A 20,102-nucleotide genomic window follows, 5' to 3' on the forward strand; every position below is an offset into this window, starting at 1 on the left:
TTCTAAATAAAGCAAAATGCATTTATAAGAAATATCTTTAAATTTTAATATGAAAACGAATTTTAGTAAAATAAAGTGTTAAATTACAGGTCTAACAAACCAAATTATTAACCATTATTAACTAAAATTTATGAAACAAAAGAATTTCACCTTTTCCTTCGTTTTGTTCTTACTTGCTTCAGGCATTCTGTTTGCACAAAAAATAACGGTAAAAGGAAACGTAACAGATGAGATGGGAGTTTCAATGCCAGGTGTAAATATCCTGGAGAAAGGAACCTCCAATACTGCTACTTCTGGTTTAGACGGGGATTTTGCCATTAGCGTAAATAAAGGATCAGTTTTATTATTTTCGTTCGTTGGGTACAAAATGAATGAAGCTACTGTAACCAAAAGTATTTTGAATGTAAAAATGAATCCGGATTCTAAAGAGTTGGATGCCGTGACGGTAACCGCTTTTGGTATCAAAAATAAAACAAAATCTTTGGGTTATGCCAGTCAGACGTTGAAGGCCTCGGATATTGAAAGACCAGGTCAATTAAATGCTCTTGAGAGTTTGCAGGGAGGCGTAGCGGGAGTAACCATAAGTAAAACTTCCGGGGGAGTTGGTGCTGGTGTAGATATTGTTATTCGCGGTGTTTCGTCTTTAGATCCGTCTAACAATAATCAGCCTTTGATTATTATTGATGGTAACCCCGTAAATAACTCGACAGCTATAGGAAATGTAGCTCCCTCAAAAGGTTCTAATTCTGTAAGTAGCGGAGAACAGTTTTCATTTTCTAACAGAGCGATAGATATCAATCCGGAAGATATAGAAAGCTACACTGTTCTTAAAGGAGCAGGTGCTACAGCATTGTATGGTATTTTGGCCGGTAATGGTGTGATTATTATCACTACCAAAAGAGGAAAAGAAGGAAAACCAAAAATTAATATCAATTCCAGCATTTCTTTTAGTGAGGTAAATCATTATCCCGAGCTGCAATCCAAATACAGAGAAGGTCTAAACGGAGCTTCTTATGTAAAAAGTACCGTATCGGATAGCCCTAGTGGTTTTGAATGGGTAAATCCTGCAAGCCCGGGAGGGTTCTGGAGTTTTGGACCGGAATATTCCAGTTCAGATGGTGCAGGAATTAAATACAGAAATTTTTATAAAGATTTCTTTAAAACGGGTGTGACTCAAAACCTAGGCGTGAGTGTAAGCGGAGGAACAGAGAAAATCAATTATTTCGTATCTGCTTCTACCAGTAAAGATGAAGGCATTGTACCAAACACTTCTTACCAAAGAAAAACTTTCAAAGCAAATGGAGGGTATCAGATTTCTGAAAAATTTAAAATAGGTTCTTCTTTTGCTTATACAAAATCCGGAGGTATAAGATCTAATAATGGAGACAAATCGGTGATGAGTTCCTTGGCCTATTGGTCACCCTCTATTGATGTAAATGATTATCTTACCGCAGCTGGCAAAGAAAAAGATTATACAAATGGTATTATCGATCAGCCAAGATATTTTACTGCTGTAAGTAATTTAAAAGATGATGTAAATCGTATTATTGCTTCGGCCGATTTTAATTATCAGGCAACTTCATGGTTAAACTTTGTGTATAGAGCTAGTGTCGATAATTATTCAGAAACTAGAAACCGATATGTTCCTGCTAATCTCGATGTGGGAACAGCAGTAAATGGTTTTATTCTGGATGAAAATATTGGCTTTACGGGACTCAATTCTAGTTTTGTGATCACGGCCAATAAAAAATTTGGAAATTTTAATACCACCCTTACCTTAGGAAATCAAATTTTGGATACCAAAAACACCTATTCAAATGTGAGAGGGGAAGGAATTTTTATTACCGATTTTAATAATATTTCTAATGCGACCAATTTATTTGCTTATAATTCAGGTGAAGAACGCGTAAGAAACGTGGGGAACTTTTTTGAAGCAAAAGCCGATTATAAAGAAATTATTTATCTGGGGGTTACTGGGCGATACGATCAGGTATCTACTTTGCCGGTAAAGAATAATAAATTTGATTATTATTCTACTAATTTGTCTTTTCTTTTTGGAGACCTGATCGACGCAAACAAATCTATTTTGTCTTATGGGAAATTAAGGACCTCCTGGGCACAAAGCGGAAAAACACCCCCGTTTGCGATTTTTAGAAAAAATATAAAAGATTTAAATTTTCCATTCAACGGAGTTGGAGGAGTTTCTGCCACATCTGTTGACGCCAATCCAAATTTGAAAGCCGAAATCATATCTACTTGGGAAATAGGTACAGATTTACGTTTTTTTAGGGATAGGATCCGATTGGAATACACGTATTTTAACAGGGTTAGTGACGATCAGATTATTCAAAGAATTGTGCCACAATCCTCTTCAATTACGGCATTCTGGGACAACGGCGGATCTTTAAGAACAACCGGAAACGAATTGACTTTAGGTGCAGACTGGTTTAAAAATCCAAAGTTCAGCTGGACCTCTACGCTAAATTTTACACAATACAAAACTAAAGTTACAGCATTGCCTTTTGAAAATATTATTTTCGGATACGACTCTCAGGCTACCAATATAACTTCACAAGTACGTTTGGGCGATGCAGCGGGAACACTTTATGGCCAGTCCTGGCAACGAGTAGACGGTAAAGTAGTGATTGGTGCAAACGGATTGCCTGTTTTTAATAAAACAAGTACGGGAGCCATAGCAATAGGTAAGATCGGTGAGGCTTTTCCGGACTGGGTAGCTACTCTCAACAATACCTTTAAAATTAAAAATTTTGATATCGGTTTTTTGCTGGAATATAAAAAAGGCGGAGATGCGTATGATACAGCCAGAAGAAACGGAATTAGAAATGGTGTTCTAGGAGTTACGGCTGACAGAAACGAAACTGCGGTTTTAGACGGTGTAAAATCGGATGGAGCAGGAGGATATGTACCTAACGACATCCCTATAAATAAATCGTTACGAAACAATTTTTATAACAATACGATTTACAATACAGCTGCAGATGCTCTTATACAGGATGCCTCCTGGTTTAAGCTCAGAAATGTATCGGTTACTTATAATATGACCAAAGAAGCATTAAAAACTATTGGTGTTTCTAATTTGTCTTTTACGGTATCGGGCAGTAATTTCCTGATTTGGACACCATTTGATGGTTTTGATCCGGAAGGTTCCAGCTACAGCGCCGGTACCAATGTTTACGGATTTACAGGTTTGACCACTCCGCTTACGCAATCATATTCATTTAGTATTAATCTAGGATTTTAATTTATAAAAGATGAAAAATATACTCAAAACATTCTTGACCATAAGCATTGTCCTAACAACTTATAGCTGTAGCGATGATTATTTTGATGTAAATACACCAGGAAATGTAATACCTGACGCGAATAAGAATCTAAAAGATTTATTGGGGCCTGCAATTTATTACACATTTGATGCTCAGTATGCTGCTGCGACCAGAGTTTCTTTGCTAACGCAATATACTTCCTCTGCACTTAATTCGTCAGTAGGAGTAGACAATCATTACGAAGAATCCTTAGATAGTTATTGGTCTTCTGCCTATGTAAAAGCTTTAGGGAACCTGAAAGAAGTAGCCGATAAAGCCGATGAAACAAAATCATCACATTACAAGGGTATTGTTCAGATTTTGCAAGCGGTAAATTTTGGATTGCTAACGGATCTGTACGGAGATATACCTTTTTCGCAGGCGTCACTGGCATTACAGAATTTTAAGCCGGAATATGATCGTCAGGAAGAGGTCTACAAAGGTATAAACAACCTATTAGATCAGGCAATTGCCAATTTGTCGGCTCCTAACACATCCTCTTTTACTCCTGGAAAAGAAGACCTTGTTTATGGCGGAAATGTAGAAAAATGGATAAAAGTCGCCTATACCTTTAAAGCGAGATATGCATTGCACTTATCAAAAATCAATGCAACAACTGCTGCCAATACGGTAGTTTCTTATTTGGCAAAAGGAATAACCTCCAATGCAGATGATTTTCAATTGATTTACAATAAAGTTCAGACCAATCCGTGGTATAATAATCAATTAGGACTTAATACCGGAAATGCATCTTATCTGATAACCAAACAATTTATTGGTTTTATGAACGGAAGCACGTTTGCTTTTAAAACGGTAACAATGGATCCCAGAATGCCATTACTGATTGATCTTAGAAGTTATCCTGTAACAGATGGGGTTGTGAATCCTAAAGATCCAAATCCTAATGTTCCGGGGAATTATATTGGTGGAGAACCTGGGCAGGGATCAAAAGGAACACCGGCACCTAATGCTAAAATAGGGTTGTATTCTTATTATTCAAAAATAGATTCGCCCCTTGTTATTTTGTCCTTTTCTGAAGTTAAACTAATGCAGGCTGAAGCACAATTTATTTTAAATGGAGGTAATGCGACAAGTACCGGAACAAATGCAATAGGGTATAACGCCTATAGGGATGCTATTGGTGCAAATATGGATAAATTGGGGGTTTCCGCTCCGGATAAAAATGCTTATTTGGGAGATGCTTCTATAAACAAAGGTGCCGCCAGTTTGCAGTTGAAAGATATTATGAGACAAAAAAATATAGTACTCTATTTGAACTGCGAAGCATTTAATGATTACAGAAGGTATGATTTTTCTACAAACGTTTTTCCGGGATTAGCCCTGCCCAAAGCCGCTGATCCTGCTAATGGAGGAAAATGGATAAGAAGATTTATTTATTCAACCAACGAAAGAAACGCGAATAAAGCAAATTATGAATTAAATTTTAAATCAATGGTCACACCGGTTTGGTGGGATAAATAAAAACTAAAGCGGCTCTGATTTTTTAATCAGAGCCGCTTTTTCATAAGCTGTTGCTTTGATTCAAAATGTCAATTACTTGGTCTAAATCATTTTTAGCGTGATTGTTTTATCAAATTGGATTACAATTTATTGAGCTGGGCGAAGTTTTTTCGCCACGAATTTCACGAATTTTCGCCAATTGGATCGCGTTTAAATTTAATTAGTGGAATTCGTGGCAAACTTTTTTGTTTTTACTTAAAGTTATAATCGTTTAAGATTTCTATTAATTTATCCAGATCTTCGGGAAGATGATTGGCAGTAATCACAATTCGATTTAAAGGAGCTGTGTCTTTTTGGTATTTGAAATTGGCAATAATAATTTTGTTTGCTTCCAGTATTTCGATTAGATTTTCATCTTCTAAATAAAGTAACGGGTATGTTTTATCAAATTGAATCGTGTCATTTTTGATTAGTTTCTGATCGATGTGATGAAGGTTATCCAGCAGTTTCTGATGTTGTATACTGTAAATTTCGGTTGCATCCGCCAATGTCTGAACAAAAGCGGGATTCATTCCCGCAGCTGATATAAAAGTATCTGTATTTTTGATCTGGTCGATGAAAGAAATATCACTGGCAATAACGCCGCCAGTTAAGCCGAATGCTTTTCCTAGAGACGAAACCATAATTTTGCGCTTAATCGGAAGGTCGATGTGTGAATAGATTCCACCTCCATTTTTTCCTAAAATTCCAAGCGAATGCGATTCATCGATAAGTAAAGTGACTTCTTTATGACTGGGGATTTCCTTTAAAACAGATAAATCAACAGCTTTGGTTTGATAGGAAGGAACTCCGTCAGTAAGAATAGTGATTTTCTCTGCTTTAGAATCTGTTAGACGTGGGTGTATTTGATGGTTCAAAAATATTGGTAAACTGTTGGGGGTTTTAATTGCGGTATGCAGATCTGAAAAATGAAAGTAACAATCGGTGGTTTTAGTCAATTGTTCCGTAACTAATTTTCCGGCCAGCATTCCTGATGACACCGTAACGGCACTTTCGGCCTGTATGTGATGGGCGAGAAAAGTCTCACCATTTTCATAAGCCGTTAATTTTATATTGGCATTGCGGGAGCTTCCGTAAGTAGTTCCCCATTTTCGTATATTTTGAATGGCCAATTCCTGAAAAGCCTTATTGGTGGGTAATCCCAAATAAGCAGTTCCTCCAAAATACAAGTATTGCTCCTGATTGATTTCAATAGTTCTGTCCGGAAATTGGTCTACGTTCATAAAAATTAGATTAAGGTTACTCCGGTGCCGTTAAGTTCAGAATAATGAATTACGCCATTTTTTATGGTTACTCCGGTCGCAATATCCTGAGCCAGAAGTAAGGCTCCGTCCATATCCACATAATCCAGCTGTGGCAATAAATGTGCAATAGCCGAGATTCCCACAGTCGATTCAGTCATGCAGCCCACCATCGTTTTGAGCCCTAATTTTTTGGCTTCTTCAATCATGCGTTTCCCGGGAGTCAGACCTCCGCATTTTACAAGCTTTACATTTACGCCATGAAAATGATTGAAACATTTGGCGACATCTTCTTCAATAATGCAGCTTTCGTCGGCTATTACAGGTAAGACCGAATGTTTGAAAACTTCCTTATGGGCTTCCCAGTCATCGGCTTTCATGGGCTGTTCGAGGAATTCTACCCCTAGTTTTTTGAGCTCAATGGCGTTGTTTATGGTTTCCTCAACATCCCAGCCGCAATTGGCATCGATTCTGAAAATGGCATCAGTGTGTTTTCGAAGTTCTTTAACAATAGCAATATCTTCTTTGGTACCTAATTTAATTTTATAAATAGGCCAGGGTAGTTCCTGCATTTTCGAAACCATTTTTTCGATAGAGGCAATACCAATGGTGTAATCTGTAAGCGGAGTTTTTTCTGTAGAGTAATTCCATAATTCATATAGTTTCTTGCCTTTTTTGCGTGCGTACAAGTCGTTATAAGCCATGTCTAACGCGCATAAAGCAAACATGTCCTCTTTTAAGTACGGATAGATTTTAGACCAGAAAATTTCGGGAGTTTCAGTGGTTGTACTCTCAATAATTCTTCTGATTTTTTCTAAATCCTGAATCATCACCGGAACAGTTGTTTTGTAATACGGATTTGAAGTGGCTTCTCCAAAACCTGAAAAGCCATCACTTTTAAGTTCTACTATTAGTGAAGGCTGAAAATCAATTGATTCTCTGGAAATGGTAAAAGTATGTTTGAGTTTTAAATTGTATTCTCTTAAAATTAATTCCATAAGTTTGTTTTTTATTTAATAGCCCAGCCAGATTATTGCTTTTGCGAAACCATCACGCCAAAGTTTTTCATTATGTTCGCCGCCTTGTACGATTTTGGATTTGGTGAGATGAAGACAGTAACAGCGTTTAGTATCCAACAGACGTTCCATTTTTGTCATATCTCTTACCATATTGTCACTTTCTTTGTCTCCGTATAAAAAGTAAATTTTAGTTTTGACTTTAGGAGTTTGTTCCGTCAAAGTATAAATGTTATTTGAAAACCAGAAGGATGGCGAGAATATACCTGCTTTTCCGAAGATTTCGGGATATTTTAACACGGCATAGTACGAAACCAATCCGCCAAGTGAACTTCCCATAATAAGGGTGTTTTTTGCCTTGGTTTTGGTTCTGGTTCTGTAATTTTGGTCGATATAAGGTTTTAGCGTTTTTACAATAAAATCAAGATAATTATCGGCATCACCACCGCCGTATTTTTCATTTTTATACGGAGTTAATTCGTTTAAACGTTCGTCATTTCCATGTTCAATGCCTACTACGATTACAGGGGCTTTCAGACTGTCCAGTTTTTCATCTATATTCCATTCGCCTGCATGCGAGGTTGTGCCATCAAACAAATTTTGGGCATCGTGCATATAAATCACGCTGTATCTCTTTTTGGCCGAAGCGGCATATCCGTCAGGAAGATAAATCCATACTTTTTTAGTTGTTTTTAGCTGAGTAGCTTCGATTGTAAAGGTAGATACGTTTTTGGAAGCAGTACTTTTTTGTGCGCTTGCGACAGCGGTTACCCATAAGAAAATAAAAAAGAAAAATCCCCTAATCATGAGTACTGTTGCGTTTTAGAGTTAAAAACAATATTTTAGCTAAAAATAATAAATTGATGAATACCGAAGCCGAAAAGATAAGTTTACTTTTAGAAATGATTGCTTTCTCTACCGTTGACGGACAGTTGCATAAAAGAGAGTATGAGTTTTTGTGGTTGGTGGCTCAGGAACTAAATATTGGTCCCGATGTTTTTCGTGATTTATTTCATCAGGAAAGTGCCGGTTCAGTTATAAAATCGGAGTTTCAGCGCATTCAGCAATTTTATCGATTGGCGCTGATTATGTATTGCGATGGTATCTTGCATGAAAAAGAAGCCAAAGCCATACAGCAAATTGCGATCGAAATGGGTTTGAATCCCATTGCAACCCGACGTGTTCTCGATTTAATGAAAAAAGCACCAAATGCTATAATTGACCCTAAACTGTTATTGAAAGTATTTCAGGAACAGCATAATTAACTTTTAAGCTTCAGATCAGGGAATTACTTTTTTTTAATGGACATTTTTAAACCAATACCAGTTTGAAAATCAGGTGCATTGTCCAGATTTAGATCTTCTCTGAAATACACAAAATAAGAAAAACGTTTGGTGGAATAGGTGCAGATAAAATTCCATCCCTCTAAGTCTTCGTATAAATGTGAAATCGTTTTTTGCCAATGCGTCTTTATTCTTTGTCCGGTCAGAACCGTATGATCTTTTTCGTTTTTTCTATTATAGGAGGACTGAAAATTATAATTGATACCATACGAAAGGTGGTTGTTGTTTTTAAGTTTTAACTTATAATCAATAAGACCTTCAAGACTATAGAAGAAATTCCTACTACTAATATTTACCCGATCTCCATATTCTAAAAAATGCTGGCGTAAAACTCCTGCACTGGCACCAAAAGTCAGAATGTTTTTGTTTTTAATGATCTTCTTTTTTAGAATAGAAGAAGAAATTCCAAAATCGGCCACAGGATTGTATTGAGAAGTATTGATACCGAGTTGTGCTCCAAAATTCAAATAGATATGATGTTTTTCATTCATTTCTAATTTTGGATAATAGTTGTAATTGATGTCAATTCCGGGAATGGTAAAATTACCGTTATGCATGGTGAGAACCCTGTCATTTTCGTCTTTATAAGATATTCCGGCTTTATTTAAACCATAGTAATGTCTTGAGAAAGGATCTTCTCCGCCGGCAATGTTACTGTGAAACCATTCGATTGTTTCATCAGAAGTAAAAATAGAGTACGGATATTTTCCTCCATCCAGCGAATTTATTCGTAAACCGAAATTAAGTTCGTGATGAAACGTGATAGGCAATGTAAAAGTAAATCGATACGATCGAATCACACCATCGGCGGTGAACTCTTTAGTATTGTGCGGAACTTTATTTAGGTCAAAAGCATACTCCCGAACATGCCAGGGCATGTTTTCTGCCGCCTTTTGATCGTTGGGATCTGTTAATTCATATGACTTTACATAAGGAAGAGCGACATTACCGCTAGAGAATTCAAATGAAAAAGAGTATTTATCAGGGGAGCGAACATTGAAATTATGATTTAATCTGGAAATATAAATTCCTAACGGGTGATTGGAAAGAATATTGGGTTTGATGATATCCGAAGAATTTTCTATTTCTTTATTCCAAAAATCGTTATTTCCTGATTGTGCCAGGGCAGAAACATGGAAAATAAAAAGAGCAAGAAGGAATAAAAGATATTTCATTTCAGCGTTTTAAAATTTTGTTAAAACTAATGAATTTGAAATTCGTTATAAAATATTTCTCCCATAATTTTAAGGATAAAATTCTTTTATGTTCTGGATGTCAATTGTTTTAGAATCGTGTACTTAAGGTAGCTGTTCCTGCAGTTTTTTAATGTCGTCACGCAGTTTTGCAGCCTGTAAAAAGTCCAGTTCCTTTGCCGCTTTCTCCATTGATTTTCGTTTTTCACGAATCATTTTTTCCAGCTCTGGTTTCGATAAATATGCCGTCTCCGGTTCTGCCGCAGCTGACGGTAAAGTATGTCCTAATTCATATTCTACCAGAGGATTTTTAGTAAAGGCACTATCGATTTTTTTATTTAAGGCCTGAGGAGTGATATTGTTTTGAGTGTTGTAATTGATTTGTTTGGTTCTGCGATAACTGGTCTCATCGATTGTTTTTTGCATACTGGCGGTGATCTTATCAGCATACATAATAGCTTTCCCGTTAAGGTTCCTTGCGGCACGACCAATAGTTTGGGTCAATGATCTGTGGTTTCTTAAAAAACCTTCTTTATCGGCATCTAAAATGGCAACAAGTGAAACTTCAGGTAAATCCAAACCTTCGCGAAGTAGGTTTACCCCGATCAAAACATCAAAAATCCCTTTACGTAAGTCCTGCATAATTTCGATACGCTCCAGTGTATCCACGTCGGAATGAATATAACGACAGCGAATGTTGACTTTGGTCAGATATTTGGCTAGCTCCTCGGCCATTCTTTTGGTCAGAGTAGTGACCAGAACTCTTTCGTCTAATTCGCAGCGAACCTGAATTTCTTCGATCAAATCATCAATCTGATTCAAACTTGGGCGTATCTCAATAATGGGGTCTAATAATCCTGTCGGACGAATAATCTGCTCCACATAAACCCCGTCTGTTTTCTGAAGTTCATAATCAGCAGGTGTTGCAGACACGTAAATAACCTGATTTTGCATGGCTTCAAACTCCTCAAATTTCAGAGGTCGGTTGTCCATTGCAGCAGGCAGACGGAAACCATATTCTACCAGATTTTCTTTTCTACTGCGATCGCCTCCGTACATGGCGTGAACCTGCGAAACCGTCACGTGACTTTCGTCTACCACCATCAAATAATCTTTTGGAAAATAATCCAACAAACAGAAAGGACGGGTTCCGGCATCTCTGCCGTCAAGATATCTCGAATAATTCTCAATTCCGGAACAATATCCTAATTCGCGAATCATTTCTAAATCAAAATTTGTACGTTCTTCCAGACGTTTTGCTTCCAGATGTTTACCAATTTCTTTAAAATAATCGACTTGTTTGACTAAATCCTGCTGGATTTCCCAAATAGCACCTTGTAAAACATCAGGCGAAGTCACAAACATATTGGCAGGATAAATAGTTAGTCTCGTGAATTTTTCAATGACTTGTGAGGTCTTGGCATCAAAGGATTCTATTTCTTCTATTTCATCACCAAAAAAGTGAATTCTATAGGCGTCATCGGCATAACTTGGGTATACTTCAACGGTGTCTCCTTTGATTCTGAAGTTTCCCGGAGTAAAATCCGCTTCCGTTCGGGAATATAAACTCTGCACCAGACTGTGTAATAATTTAGTTCGGGAAATGACCTGATCTCTTGCTATTTCGATGACATTTTTCTGAAATTCAACAGGATTTCCAATACCATACAAGCAGGAAACCGAAGCGACAACCAATACATCACGACGCCCAGAAAGCAGGGAAGAAGTGGTACTCAGACGCATTTTTTCCAGTTCCTCATTAATGGATAGATCCTTTTCGATAAATACTCCGGTAACCGGCATAAAAGCTTCCGGTTGGTAATAGTCGTAGTAAGAAACGAAGTATTCCACGGCATTATTCGGGAAGAATTGCTTAAACTCAGAATACAACTGTGCAGCCAGTGTTTTGTTGTGTGCCAAAACCAAAGTAGGCCGCTGAACTTCCTGAATAACATTGGCCACCGTAAAAGTTTTTCCGGAACCGGTAACTCCTAATAAAGTTTGGTATTTTTCACCGTCTATAATGCCTTGTGAAAGTTTTTCAATTGCTTGCGGCTGATCACCTTTTGGACTGTATTCAGAGGATACCTGGAAATTCATTTTTGGATGATGAAAGATTAGTGTCGTAAAGATACGAGTTTGATTTCTTTTTTTCGGAAAGTGTAATTCAAAAAAAACCGTCAACAAATTTCATGTTGACGGTCTTTTTATAGTTGGGAATGATTTAGAAGCTAAGACTTAATCTTGCAAAAACAAAACGTCCGTTTTGACCAAATTGAGATATATTTCTGGAATATACAAATTGATTTTGGTTGGATAAATCAATAGCAGTTGGAGTAGCGGCGTAGGTTATATTTCCATTTGCATCAACGCCATTGGCTCTTCTTGCTGTTTGTGGTCCCAGGTTTTTGTCTGGATAAATGTCAAAAACATTGTTAGCACCGATTATGATTTTGGCTACAGGGCTAATTTTAAAACCTACAGACATATCGGTAATCACTCTTCCTCCCCAAACAGGATGTTCGTTTTCTACTGCTTTTCCATTTACAATAGTGGCACCTACAAAACCATCACCGTTTACGTCCGCAACGTTTGGATCTGTTACGTCTCCAAAGTACACGTTTCTTAAGAAGAGATCGATTTTTTTGTAAGTAAGACCGTTTGTCAAATTTACTTTTACGCGGGGTACTGCTTCTTCTAAATAAATTCTGGAAGATTCTGAAAAGTAAGTATTTACTTGCCCTGCCGCTTCTAGTATAGGAGAAGCATGAATGTTTCCTATTTTACGTGTTTTAGAAAAGGTACCGGACAAGTCATTTTTTAAAGTCAGATTTTCATTCAGGTTCATTTTGTTGGTAAGTACCACATCAATTCCTTTAGATTCGGTGTCAATGGCATTGGCGAAGAAAGTTGCTGCATTTGCCCCTGCCTGATCATATAAAGACTGAGTCAGTGGAGTTGGCGTAAACTGATCGGTAAGTACGACTCTGTCGTCTATTTTGATGTAATAAGCATCCGCAGTTATGGTAAGGTTGGCGGATGGAATTTTAGCTGTAAATCCGGCGCTTACACTGGTTGACTCTTCTTGTTTTAATTTCGGAATTCCAAGTAATTTTGCTATTTCAGAATCATTACTGAAAGTTCCTACTTCAAAAGGAACTCCTCCGGTAAACTGTGTTGCAGTGGATTCATAATAAATTTGATGTAAGGATGGAGCTCTGAATCCTGTTGAGAAAGCACCACGCAAATTGATGTTGTCTGTAAGTTTATAGCGGGTTGCAATTTTAAAATTGGTAGTGCTTCCAAAATCAGAATAATTTTCAAAGCGAACTGCTCCGTTTAGCAGCCATTTTTCGGTTACATCTAATTCTAAATCGGTATAAAGAGCGACGCTGTTTCTTTTCTCTGTTTTTGCATTTTCTGCTCTGTACCCGGGAAAAACCTGTGCTCCACCTGGTCTGGCGGCGCCATAAAAATCAGTCACTCTTATGTTGGCAGGTGTTGTACCGGTAACGACATTTCCATTGATGTCGTATTGACTGTAGGAATCAGGAACTCCGGCATTGATGCCGTACTGTTCGTAGCGATATTCGGCACCAAATGCGACGTTCAGTGTATTGATTTTTTTGCTCATATCAAAATTCGTTGTGTTTTGAGCAAAACGTAAACCTCCTGCATCAAATTCAGTAGGAGAGCCTTCTCTTAAAGTAGCATTTACAGTGTTTTCGATATTATAATCAAAAGAATTTCGGCCATATGTATTGCTCAGATCAAAATGCCAGTCTTTAAAAATAGTACCTCTAAGTCCTGTTGCAGCAGAAAGGTCATTAATGGTAGAGTGAATTTCGGGTAAGAAACCATTTAGGTATAAACCGGTGTAAGATCTTGATTGATTTGGTCTTCTGAAAAAGCCGGCAGATTCACCATTTCTATAACTGGTTCCACCAAAAACATAAACTTCTAATTTATCATTTATGGGATAAGCGGCATTCAAAAAGAACTGAACACTTTTAAATTCAGATTGCCCTATTCTCATATTAAAGTTTCTTCTTTCGAGCTTTCGGTAAGCCAATTCTCCGTCTGTGGCATCAAAATTTAAGGCCGTTTGTAATTGCGAAATAGTTGTGGCATTACTGATATTTGTTTGTTGTGCCCCGGTAAAATAACTTACTTTGGGAGCATAGTTTTTGATTAAGCTTACAATTTGAGCAGAATTAGGAGTATTGGTAATGTTTCCGTACAGAGAATTTATATTTATTCCGTCTTCTGAAGCTCTTTGTTCAATCGCATTATAAGCGTTATAGATCGTACCTGCGGCATCATTAGCCCTGCTTGTAGCATCTCTTAACTGCAAGCTTCCCGTTAAATTAATAAAACTTTTTTCTTTGCCTAAATTAGTTCCGTAATTAACATCCATTTGGTAATTGTTACCATCATTTCCTCCCCTGTGATCGTTAGCATTTTTTGAAAAGTTACTTCCTGAAAAGAGATTAATATCTATTTTTTTGGTGTCTTTTTTTATGTTAAGATTAATTACCCCTGCTATAGCGTCTGAACCATATTGAGCAGAAGCACCATCTCGCAAGACCTCTATTTTTTCGAGAGCAAAAGCGGGAATTGCATTCAAATCGGTTCCTACTGATCCTCTTCCCGGAGTTCCGTTTATGTTAACTAAAGAGGAGGTATGCCTTCTTTTTCCATTTACTAAAACCAATACCTGATCAGGGCCTAAACCTCTTAATTGCGCCGGATCAAGGTGATCCGTTCCGTCGGCTACCGTTTGAGTATTAGAAGTAAAGGAAGGAGCTACCATGTTCAAAATCTGATTCAGGTTGGTTTGTGCGCCTTGTGTTGCAATATCCTTCATTGCAATAACATCTATAGGTACAGCGGATTCTGTAACAGTTCGGGTTGGGTTACGCGAACCAATGATCACTACATTCTCCAGACTTTCACCACTGCCTCCCGATAGCGTAACATTTACAGTTGATCCGTCAACCGTTACGGTTTTGGTTTGTAACCCTACGTATGAAAATTGCAGAACGTCACCAACTTTGGCTTCAATAGTATAGTTCCCGTCAATATCGGTAACGGCTCCTTTTTTGGTACTGATGACCAAAACGCTTACTCCCGGTAAAGGCGCTCCCGTTTCATCGACAACTTTTCCTTTGACAAGATCGATTGCTTTGTTTTGATTAATCTCAACGGTATTTTTTACACGTTCAGCAGCATTAAGGTCATTATTGTTTGCTAAAATGGCAGCGGCTACAAATGGAATAAATGACACTTTTTGGAGCCGTGAAAACATTTGGTTTTTAAATAAATTCTTCTTCATAATTCTGGTTTATATTAGTTTGGTTTAAATTAATAGAAAAGCAAAAAAAATAAATAGTAAACTGGAGTACTATAAATTATTTTTGAAACTGAATTCGTTTGGAATATTTATTCAATAGGTTTCTGCACCATATTGTAATTGTCACTTTTTTTAAATCTATGACCGGATTGAACTACAGTAGATTGAGGTGGTAATTTTCGCTGTATTTTTTTAGCGGTTTTCTAAAATAGTTTAACTGTAATTGTAAATATATATAATTTTAAGTTAAAACTATTGGCTAGTTTACTTTAAGTGTTAATTTTTTTAAATTTTAACAGATGTTTCGCTTTTATGTTCTAAGAAATATTTTTTCAAAGGTTTGAGTTTGTTTTTTTAGGATTTAAAAAATCAATAATTCCCTCATTTACAATTTTAGACTGATCGATGCTTAAAAAATGACCTGCATCATTAATCGTTTTTGTTGTACCGTTTATTAAAAGTTTTTGAGCTCTTTCGAGAGTTTCTTGTGAATTGATAACATCATGATCTCCAATTAAAATGAGAACAGGATTGGTGATGGATTTTAGTTCATCATCTGAGAAAGGACGCATTTTGAGCATGCTTGAATTTGACTTTGCATATTTGTTGGCCAAATAGAATTGTCTTTTGTAAACCGGACTGATTTTTTCGGGATGAATAGAAAAAATTTTCAATGTTTTTTCGAATCTCTTTTCATTTGGGAAAAGTTTCAATAGTAAGGCTGGAGTCATCTTTCTTACTTTATCTACTGATTTGAAGGTTTGTGCCGGACTTAACAGTACTATTTTATCAATAGAATTTTCTTTTTGAGTGGCTAGTAATGTCGCAATCCAGCCACCGCGGGAGGCACCTATGATATCAATTTTTTTTAATTTGTAATGATTGAAAATTTCGTTGTATAGGATAACAATTTCTTCCGAAGACAGTGGTTTTGTGGTCAAAGTAGATTTTCCGGGTTCCATTAGAAAATCAATGGCATAAATGCGGTGTGTTTTGGAGAGTGCTTTTATGTTGGGGTACCACATAGTCGAACTCGCATCCATACCATGTAGCAGCACTAAATCTTTACCGTTTTCTGCACCGCTAATAATTAGATGAACGGTTCCGTAAGTCGTAGGTATATTTTCCTCGTTATATGGAATATCCCAAAGCTTTAGTGCCTGGTCGTATGAATTTATATAACCTTGTTTTTCGCTATTTGTTTTAAAAACATAATCGTCAAATTTTGTCTTTTTAGAAGCCGCACAACCTGCCAGTAAAAGCAACAACACTACTTTAAAGAAAATTTTTGCCATAGGAATAAAATTCAAATTACTTTAAATGTACAAAAATGGCAACTCTAAAAAGTAACAGAATTTTATTTTAAACTATTAGAATTTCAATATCAGGCATTTTCAAAGTTCCAGGCCTTTTGTTGATTTTCACTTAAAAAAGTCCAGGCTACAATTCGGCTTGTTTTTTGGCCCTGAGCCATATCAATTGTTTGAATATCGACCGCATTTACTTTGTTTAATGTTTTGTAAAGGCTGTAAAGATTATCTCTTTTTGATACTAAAGTGGTGAACCAGAGACATTGTGTGGCATATTTAGCGCTTTCGTAAATCATTTGAGTGATAAAACGAAGCTCACCTCCATCACACCATAATTCAGCATTTTGACCTCCGAAGTTTAAAACAGGGGCTACTTTCTTTTTGTCCTTCGGGTTTAAATTAGAAACTTTACGAAGCGTACTTCTGTTGGCTTCTTCTGCCGAAGCATGAAAAGGCGGATTGCACATCGTGAACGTAAAACGATCTTCGGGAGTAATGATGTTTTTAAAAATAAAGCGCGATTCTGTCTGTTGCTGCAGGCTAATGGCCTCAATTAGTTTTGGATTTGCTTCAATAATTTTACTGCAGTTTTCGATTGCTTTTCTGTCGATATCAGTTCCAACAAAGTCCCAGCCGTAAATAGCATTTCCTAAAATAGGATAAATGCAGTTAGCACCCGTACCTACATCTAAACCTAACACGGATGATCCCTGAGGAATAGTTCCGTTATTAGTTTCGGCCAATAAATCGGCCAGATAATGGATGTAATCCGTTCTTCCGGGAATAGGCGGACAAAGATAATTTTTAGGGATGTCCCAATTTTGTATGTCATAATAGGTTTTCAGTAAAGCTTTGTTGAGCAGTTTTACCGAAAGGGGATTACTGAAATCAATAGTTTCAATTCCGTGATTATTTACAGCAACCTGCGCTTTTAATTCAGGGCAATTTGCAATAAGAAGTTCGAAATCATAACGGGAGCGATGCAGATTTCGGGGATGTAAATTATTTTTTTCGGAATTGTCTGTTGCTTTCATTTTGTGAATTTGGGTGCAAAGATAGTCATTCCTTTTTTGTGATTGCATTCAGAACAACAATCCTTAATCCATACATTCCATCAACAGTAAATCGCCATCGGTATGGATAATGGTTACCAGACCATCCTGAAGAACAGAATTGCTGCTTCCGGTTCTGTAGCCAATGGTTAAGGTATCGTTTTCAAGAGGATATTGTAAATTGGTTGAATAAATTCCGTTAACCACCCCAATCGGAATCAGGGAGATAGGAGTTTTTGCAGTGTACCATTTCTCGAATTTACGGGGCAGTAAGAATACTTTAGAGTGATCGTCGAGAATAACAATTTTAAGCAAATCGCGGTAGCGGGCAATATTGGTGATATTGGTTATGGTATGGTCTGCCCGTTTTCCGGTGGCCCAGACAACATTTACAGCAGGGATCTTCCGATCGATTAAATAATCAAAAGCTTTCTCCAGATCGGTTTTGTCCTGATCGGGAGTATGAACAATTTCTATAGGGTATTGTGTCGTTTTGTAAATTTCAGGATCAAAACCACGGTCGAAATCACCCAGAAGTACATCGACTTTGATGCCCAATTCAATTACTCTCTCTATGGCGGAATCGAGTACGATAACCAGAGGAGACCATTCCAGCAATTGTCCTAATAATTCCGGATGGCATGCTGCTCCGTTGGCGATAATTAAAGCGGGTTCCTGGTCGTCGCGTACGATATGATGTGAAGACATTTAGTTTTTAATTTGAAATGTGCTGCAAATGTACAAAAGTTCGTGTTTAGTCTCGGTTTATAGTCACAGTATTCAGTATTCAGTATTCAGTATTCAGTATTCAGTATTCAGTCACAGTTTATAGTCTCAGTTTACAGTCTCAGTTTACAGTATTCCGAAAACTGGGACTGCGGCCACGGCTGAGAACTGAATACTGCGACTGCGACTGAACACAGCGACTGAACACTGCGACTGAACACAGCAACTGAACACTGCGACTGTAAACTTAAAAAACTAATCTGCGGTGGTAATTGATTTGCCCTAAATGATAGGCTAAATGGGTAGAAAGATGCACTAAAAAGAATCCGGTTGTCATTTCTTTTTCGAAAACAATTTGCGGATAAATAAGCTCTAAATCGGCTTCGGTTAAACTGTCAAGAGTGTTGTTTACCATTAAAATAGTACGCTCGATTTTACTGATGAGCTCAGATCTTGGAATATCTTTCAGGGAAAATTCCAATGGACGATCACGAACATAGTCTGTTTTTCCTAATTCGGCACCAATGTAGGTATTTATGTTTCCCATAAGATGCAAACAAAGATTTCCCGCTGAATTGGAAATATCCGGTGCAATTGCCCAAATCAGAGCCTCGTTTTGATAGGATTCGATTTCAACTTTTAATTTGTTCAGGTCTCTGTTAAAAAGAATTTTTAAGGTATCGATCAACATGGTTTTTAAGCTTTTGGGGTTATCGGAATCCAGATTTCTTCTTCAGAATCCGGATCTTCTTTTTTGTATTTTTCACCCATTATAGCAAAGTGCGGTCTTTCATCAACCATATACGCTGAATTGGGGAGCCAATCTACAAAAATTTCACGATACGTTTTGTGACCTTCGCTTTGAGGGCCTTTATGAACAAAAACAGCATACAATCCCTCAGGAATTACCAAAGATTTCATTTCCTGTGGTACTCCATCAAGTGCAGAGACTTCGACTGCTGCCCATTTTTCGAAGGTATTTCCGGGATCAAAATTGTCAAAATGTGCCCTTGGAAAAACTTCCAGAGAATACAAGTTGGCATCGATTATGTTTTTAATTTCTTTTCGTTTCGGCATAAACGAACTCCATAACTCATGGGTTTTGTTTTCCAAAAACGACATTATTACGTATTTACCAATTAGTTTTTTTTCGGATAAGATCTGAATTCTGGCTTCCATTGTTTACTGATTATTGAATTTTGTATTTTTTGTAATCGGTTTCACTAAGCGAAAAATAACCTAACGGATAATTGGCCTTATCGGCCGTATTGATAATATTTCCTCTTACGGTTGCGGGAGGAGACTGAAAAGGTCCGCCAACATTGTTTCCGGCAATACTCACCAGAATGCTCATATAATTGTAATATTGTTTAGAGATACCGTAATGTGTCATTTCGACTTCATTTCCAACTTTTAAATCGTCATCATCTGAAGCGCTGAAATATTCATTTCCCTGAAAAAATTTGTCTTCAGTAACGTAGTAAGTTGAGGTAATTTTCGTCGAATATACATATTTAAAAAGATAATAATTATCGGCATTAGCAGGATCGTTAAAATAAGCACGGGTTTCAACTTCTTTTCCTGAAAAACCGCCCTGATTGTTTTGCTCCACCCGGGTTATGGGAGCGACTGATTTCATGGATTCAGTAGCAGTATAAGTAATTCCGCCGGAAATCACCGTTAAGGTATAGATTTCGTCAATTACTGGAATGAAATTCGAGCATACATACCGTCCGGTTTTCGGAACTTCACTAAAATTGAATTTTATGTTCTGGCTGTTCGTGATAAATACGGTGGCACCCGAAACGGTAGGGATGACATTTTGAAAATAACCTGTAGTGGTGGTCAGTTTTATGGTTTGTTGCTTTCCTGTAGTTCCTTTTTGCCAGTTTATAGCCGCTTCTATAACTAATTTTGGAGGGGCAGTATCCAGATTAACATCCACAACTTCTTCACAGCCAGTGAAAAAAATGGATATAAAAAGGACAATTAAGAGAGTTGCTTTTTTCATGATCTGTCTTTTA

General features: G+C 37.2%; 15 protein-coding genes. 3 read left to right on the forward strand and 12 right to left on the reverse strand.

Annotated features, from left to right (window positions below; genetic code table 11):
* Positions 1-130: 130 nt before the first annotated feature.
* Positions 131-3,262 carry a SusC/RagA family TonB-linked outer membrane protein gene (locus JO950_RS06670; RefSeq protein ID WP_202701939.1) on the forward strand — a complete coding sequence of 1,044 codons (3,132 nt, stop codon included), beginning with the start codon at positions 131-133 and terminating at the stop codon, positions 3,260-3,262.
* A gap of 10 nt (positions 3,263-3,272) precedes the next feature.
* Entirely contained in the window at positions 3,273-4,805 is a 1,533-nt protein-coding gene (locus tag JO950_RS06675) for a SusD/RagB family nutrient-binding outer membrane lipoprotein (RefSeq protein WP_202701940.1), read from the forward strand.
* 230 nt (positions 4,806-5,035) lie between these two features.
* Here JO950_RS06675 and JO950_RS06680 read toward each other — a convergent pair whose 3' ends face one another.
* From JO950_RS06680 to JO950_RS06690, 3 genes are read right to left on the reverse strand one after another with little or no spacing between them, the layout of a single operon-like run.
* Positions 5,036-6,067, reverse strand: a complete 1,032-nt coding sequence (locus JO950_RS06680; protein ID WP_202701941.1) for an aminotransferase class I/II-fold pyridoxal phosphate-dependent enzyme — start codon at positions 6,065-6,067, stop codon at positions 5,036-5,038.
* Between the two features lie 5 nt (positions 6,068-6,072).
* Entirely contained in the window at positions 6,073-7,083 is a 1,011-nt protein-coding gene (locus JO950_RS06685) for a dipeptide epimerase (RefSeq protein WP_202701942.1), read from the reverse strand.
* Positions 7,084-7,098: 15 nt separating this feature from the next.
* Complete coding sequence (locus tag JO950_RS06690) at positions 7,099-7,908, reverse strand: alpha/beta hydrolase (protein ID WP_202701943.1); 810 nt, start codon at positions 7,906-7,908, stop codon at positions 7,099-7,101.
* A gap of 56 nt (positions 7,909-7,964) precedes the next feature.
* Between JO950_RS06690 and JO950_RS06695 the strand changes: the two genes are divergently transcribed.
* The gene (locus JO950_RS06695) at positions 7,965-8,366 is read left to right on the forward strand and encodes an excinuclease ABC subunit B (RefSeq protein ID WP_202701944.1); all 402 of its coding nucleotides are present in this window, start codon (positions 7,965-7,967) and stop codon (positions 8,364-8,366) included.
* 23 nt (positions 8,367-8,389) lie between these two features.
* On the opposite strand, the gene JO950_RS06700 is transcribed toward JO950_RS06695, so the two are convergent.
* The 9 genes from JO950_RS06700 to JO950_RS06740 form a co-directional block, all read right to left on the reverse strand.
* Positions 8,390-9,619 (reverse strand): hypothetical protein, encoded by a 1,230-nt coding sequence (locus tag JO950_RS06700; RefSeq protein WP_202701945.1) that lies wholly within the window; start codon positions 9,617-9,619, stop codon positions 8,390-8,392.
* Between the two features lie 123 nt (positions 9,620-9,742).
* On the reverse strand, positions 9,743-11,737 hold the full coding sequence (uvrB, locus tag JO950_RS06705; RefSeq protein ID WP_202701946.1) for an excinuclease ABC subunit UvrB: 1,995 nt from the start codon (positions 11,735-11,737) through the stop codon (positions 9,743-9,745).
* 124 nt (positions 11,738-11,861) lie between these two features.
* Complete coding sequence (locus JO950_RS06710; RefSeq protein ID WP_202701947.1) at positions 11,862-14,972, reverse strand: TonB-dependent receptor domain-containing protein; 3,111 nt, start codon at positions 14,970-14,972, stop codon at positions 11,862-11,864.
* A 350-nt stretch (positions 14,973-15,322) separates the two neighbouring features.
* On the reverse strand, positions 15,323-16,285 hold the full coding sequence (locus JO950_RS06715) for an alpha/beta fold hydrolase (RefSeq protein ID WP_202701948.1): 963 nt from the start codon (positions 16,283-16,285) through the stop codon (positions 15,323-15,325).
* Between the two features lie 89 nt (positions 16,286-16,374).
* On the reverse strand, positions 16,375-17,334 hold the full coding sequence (gene rlmF, locus JO950_RS06720; RefSeq protein ID WP_202701949.1) for a 23S rRNA (adenine(1618)-N(6))-methyltransferase RlmF: 960 nt from the start codon (positions 17,332-17,334) through the stop codon (positions 16,375-16,377).
* Between the two features lie 63 nt (positions 17,335-17,397).
* Positions 17,398-18,060 (reverse strand): thiamine diphosphokinase, encoded by a 663-nt coding sequence (locus JO950_RS06725; RefSeq protein ID WP_202701950.1) that lies wholly within the window; start codon positions 18,058-18,060, stop codon positions 17,398-17,400.
* Positions 18,061-18,325: 265 nt separating this feature from the next.
* Positions 18,326-18,769 carry a DinB family protein gene (locus JO950_RS06730; RefSeq protein ID WP_202701951.1) on the reverse strand — a complete coding sequence of 148 codons (444 nt, stop codon included), beginning with the start codon at positions 18,767-18,769 and terminating at the stop codon, positions 18,326-18,328.
* A gap of 5 nt (positions 18,770-18,774) precedes the next feature.
* Positions 18,775-19,257, reverse strand: coding sequence for a GyrI-like domain-containing protein (locus JO950_RS06735; RefSeq protein ID WP_202701952.1), 483 nt, complete (start codon positions 19,255-19,257; stop codon positions 18,775-18,777).
* 10 nt (positions 19,258-19,267) lie between these two features.
* Complete coding sequence (locus tag JO950_RS06740) at positions 19,268-20,089, reverse strand: DUF4249 domain-containing protein (protein ID WP_202701953.1); 822 nt, start codon at positions 20,087-20,089, stop codon at positions 19,268-19,270.
* Positions 20,090-20,102: the final 13 nt, after the last annotated feature.

This window comes from Flavobacterium sp. UGB4466, assembly GCF_903469665.1.
GTDB lineage: Bacteria > Bacteroidota > Bacteroidia > Flavobacteriales > Flavobacteriaceae > Flavobacterium > Flavobacterium lipolyticum.

Excerpts from the sequence above, each read along its gene's own strand:
- JO950_RS06725 (WP_202701950.1), bottom strand. The coding sequence starts at position 18,060 with ATGTCTTCACATCATATCGTACGCGACGACCAGGAACCCGCTTTAATT.
- JO950_RS06690 (WP_202701943.1), bottom strand. The coding sequence starts at position 7,908 with ATGATTAGGGGATTTTTCTTTTTTATTTTCTTATGGGTAACCGCTGTC.
- JO950_RS06740 (WP_202701953.1), bottom strand. The coding sequence starts at position 20,089 with ATGAAAAAAGCAACTCTCTTAATTGTCCTTTTTATATCCATTTTTTTC.
- JO950_RS06695 (WP_202701944.1), top strand. The coding sequence starts at position 7,965 with ATGAATACCGAAGCCGAAAAGATAAGTTTACTTTTAGAAATGATTGCT.
- rlmF (WP_202701949.1), bottom strand. The coding sequence starts at position 17,334 with ATGAAAGCAACAGACAATTCCGAAAAAAATAATTTACATCCCCGAAAT.
- JO950_RS06710 (WP_202701947.1), bottom strand. The coding sequence starts at position 14,972 with ATGAAGAAGAATTTATTTAAAAACCAAATGTTTTCACGGCTCCAAAAA.
- uvrB (WP_202701946.1), bottom strand. The coding sequence starts at position 11,737 with ATGAATTTCCAGGTATCCTCTGAATACAGTCCAAAAGGTGATCAGCCG.
- JO950_RS06680 (WP_202701941.1), bottom strand. The coding sequence starts at position 6,067 with ATGAACGTAGACCAATTTCCGGACAGAACTATTGAAATCAATCAGGAG.
- JO950_RS06735 (WP_202701952.1), bottom strand. The coding sequence starts at position 19,257 with ATGGAAGCCAGAATTCAGATCTTATCCGAAAAAAAACTAATTGGTAAA.
- JO950_RS06675 (WP_202701940.1), top strand. The coding sequence starts at position 3,273 with ATGAAAAATATACTCAAAACATTCTTGACCATAAGCATTGTCCTAACA.
- JO950_RS06700 (WP_202701945.1), bottom strand. The coding sequence starts at position 9,619 with ATGAAATATCTTTTATTCCTTCTTGCTCTTTTTATTTTCCATGTTTCT.
- JO950_RS06670 (WP_202701939.1), top strand. The coding sequence starts at position 131 with ATGAAACAAAAGAATTTCACCTTTTCCTTCGTTTTGTTCTTACTTGCT.
- JO950_RS06685 (WP_202701942.1), bottom strand. The coding sequence starts at position 7,083 with ATGGAATTAATTTTAAGAGAATACAATTTAAAACTCAAACATACTTTT.
- JO950_RS06715 (WP_202701948.1), bottom strand. The coding sequence starts at position 16,285 with ATGGCAAAAATTTTCTTTAAAGTAGTGTTGTTGCTTTTACTGGCAGGT.
- JO950_RS06730 (WP_202701951.1), bottom strand. The coding sequence starts at position 18,769 with ATGTTGATCGATACCTTAAAAATTCTTTTTAACAGAGACCTGAACAAA.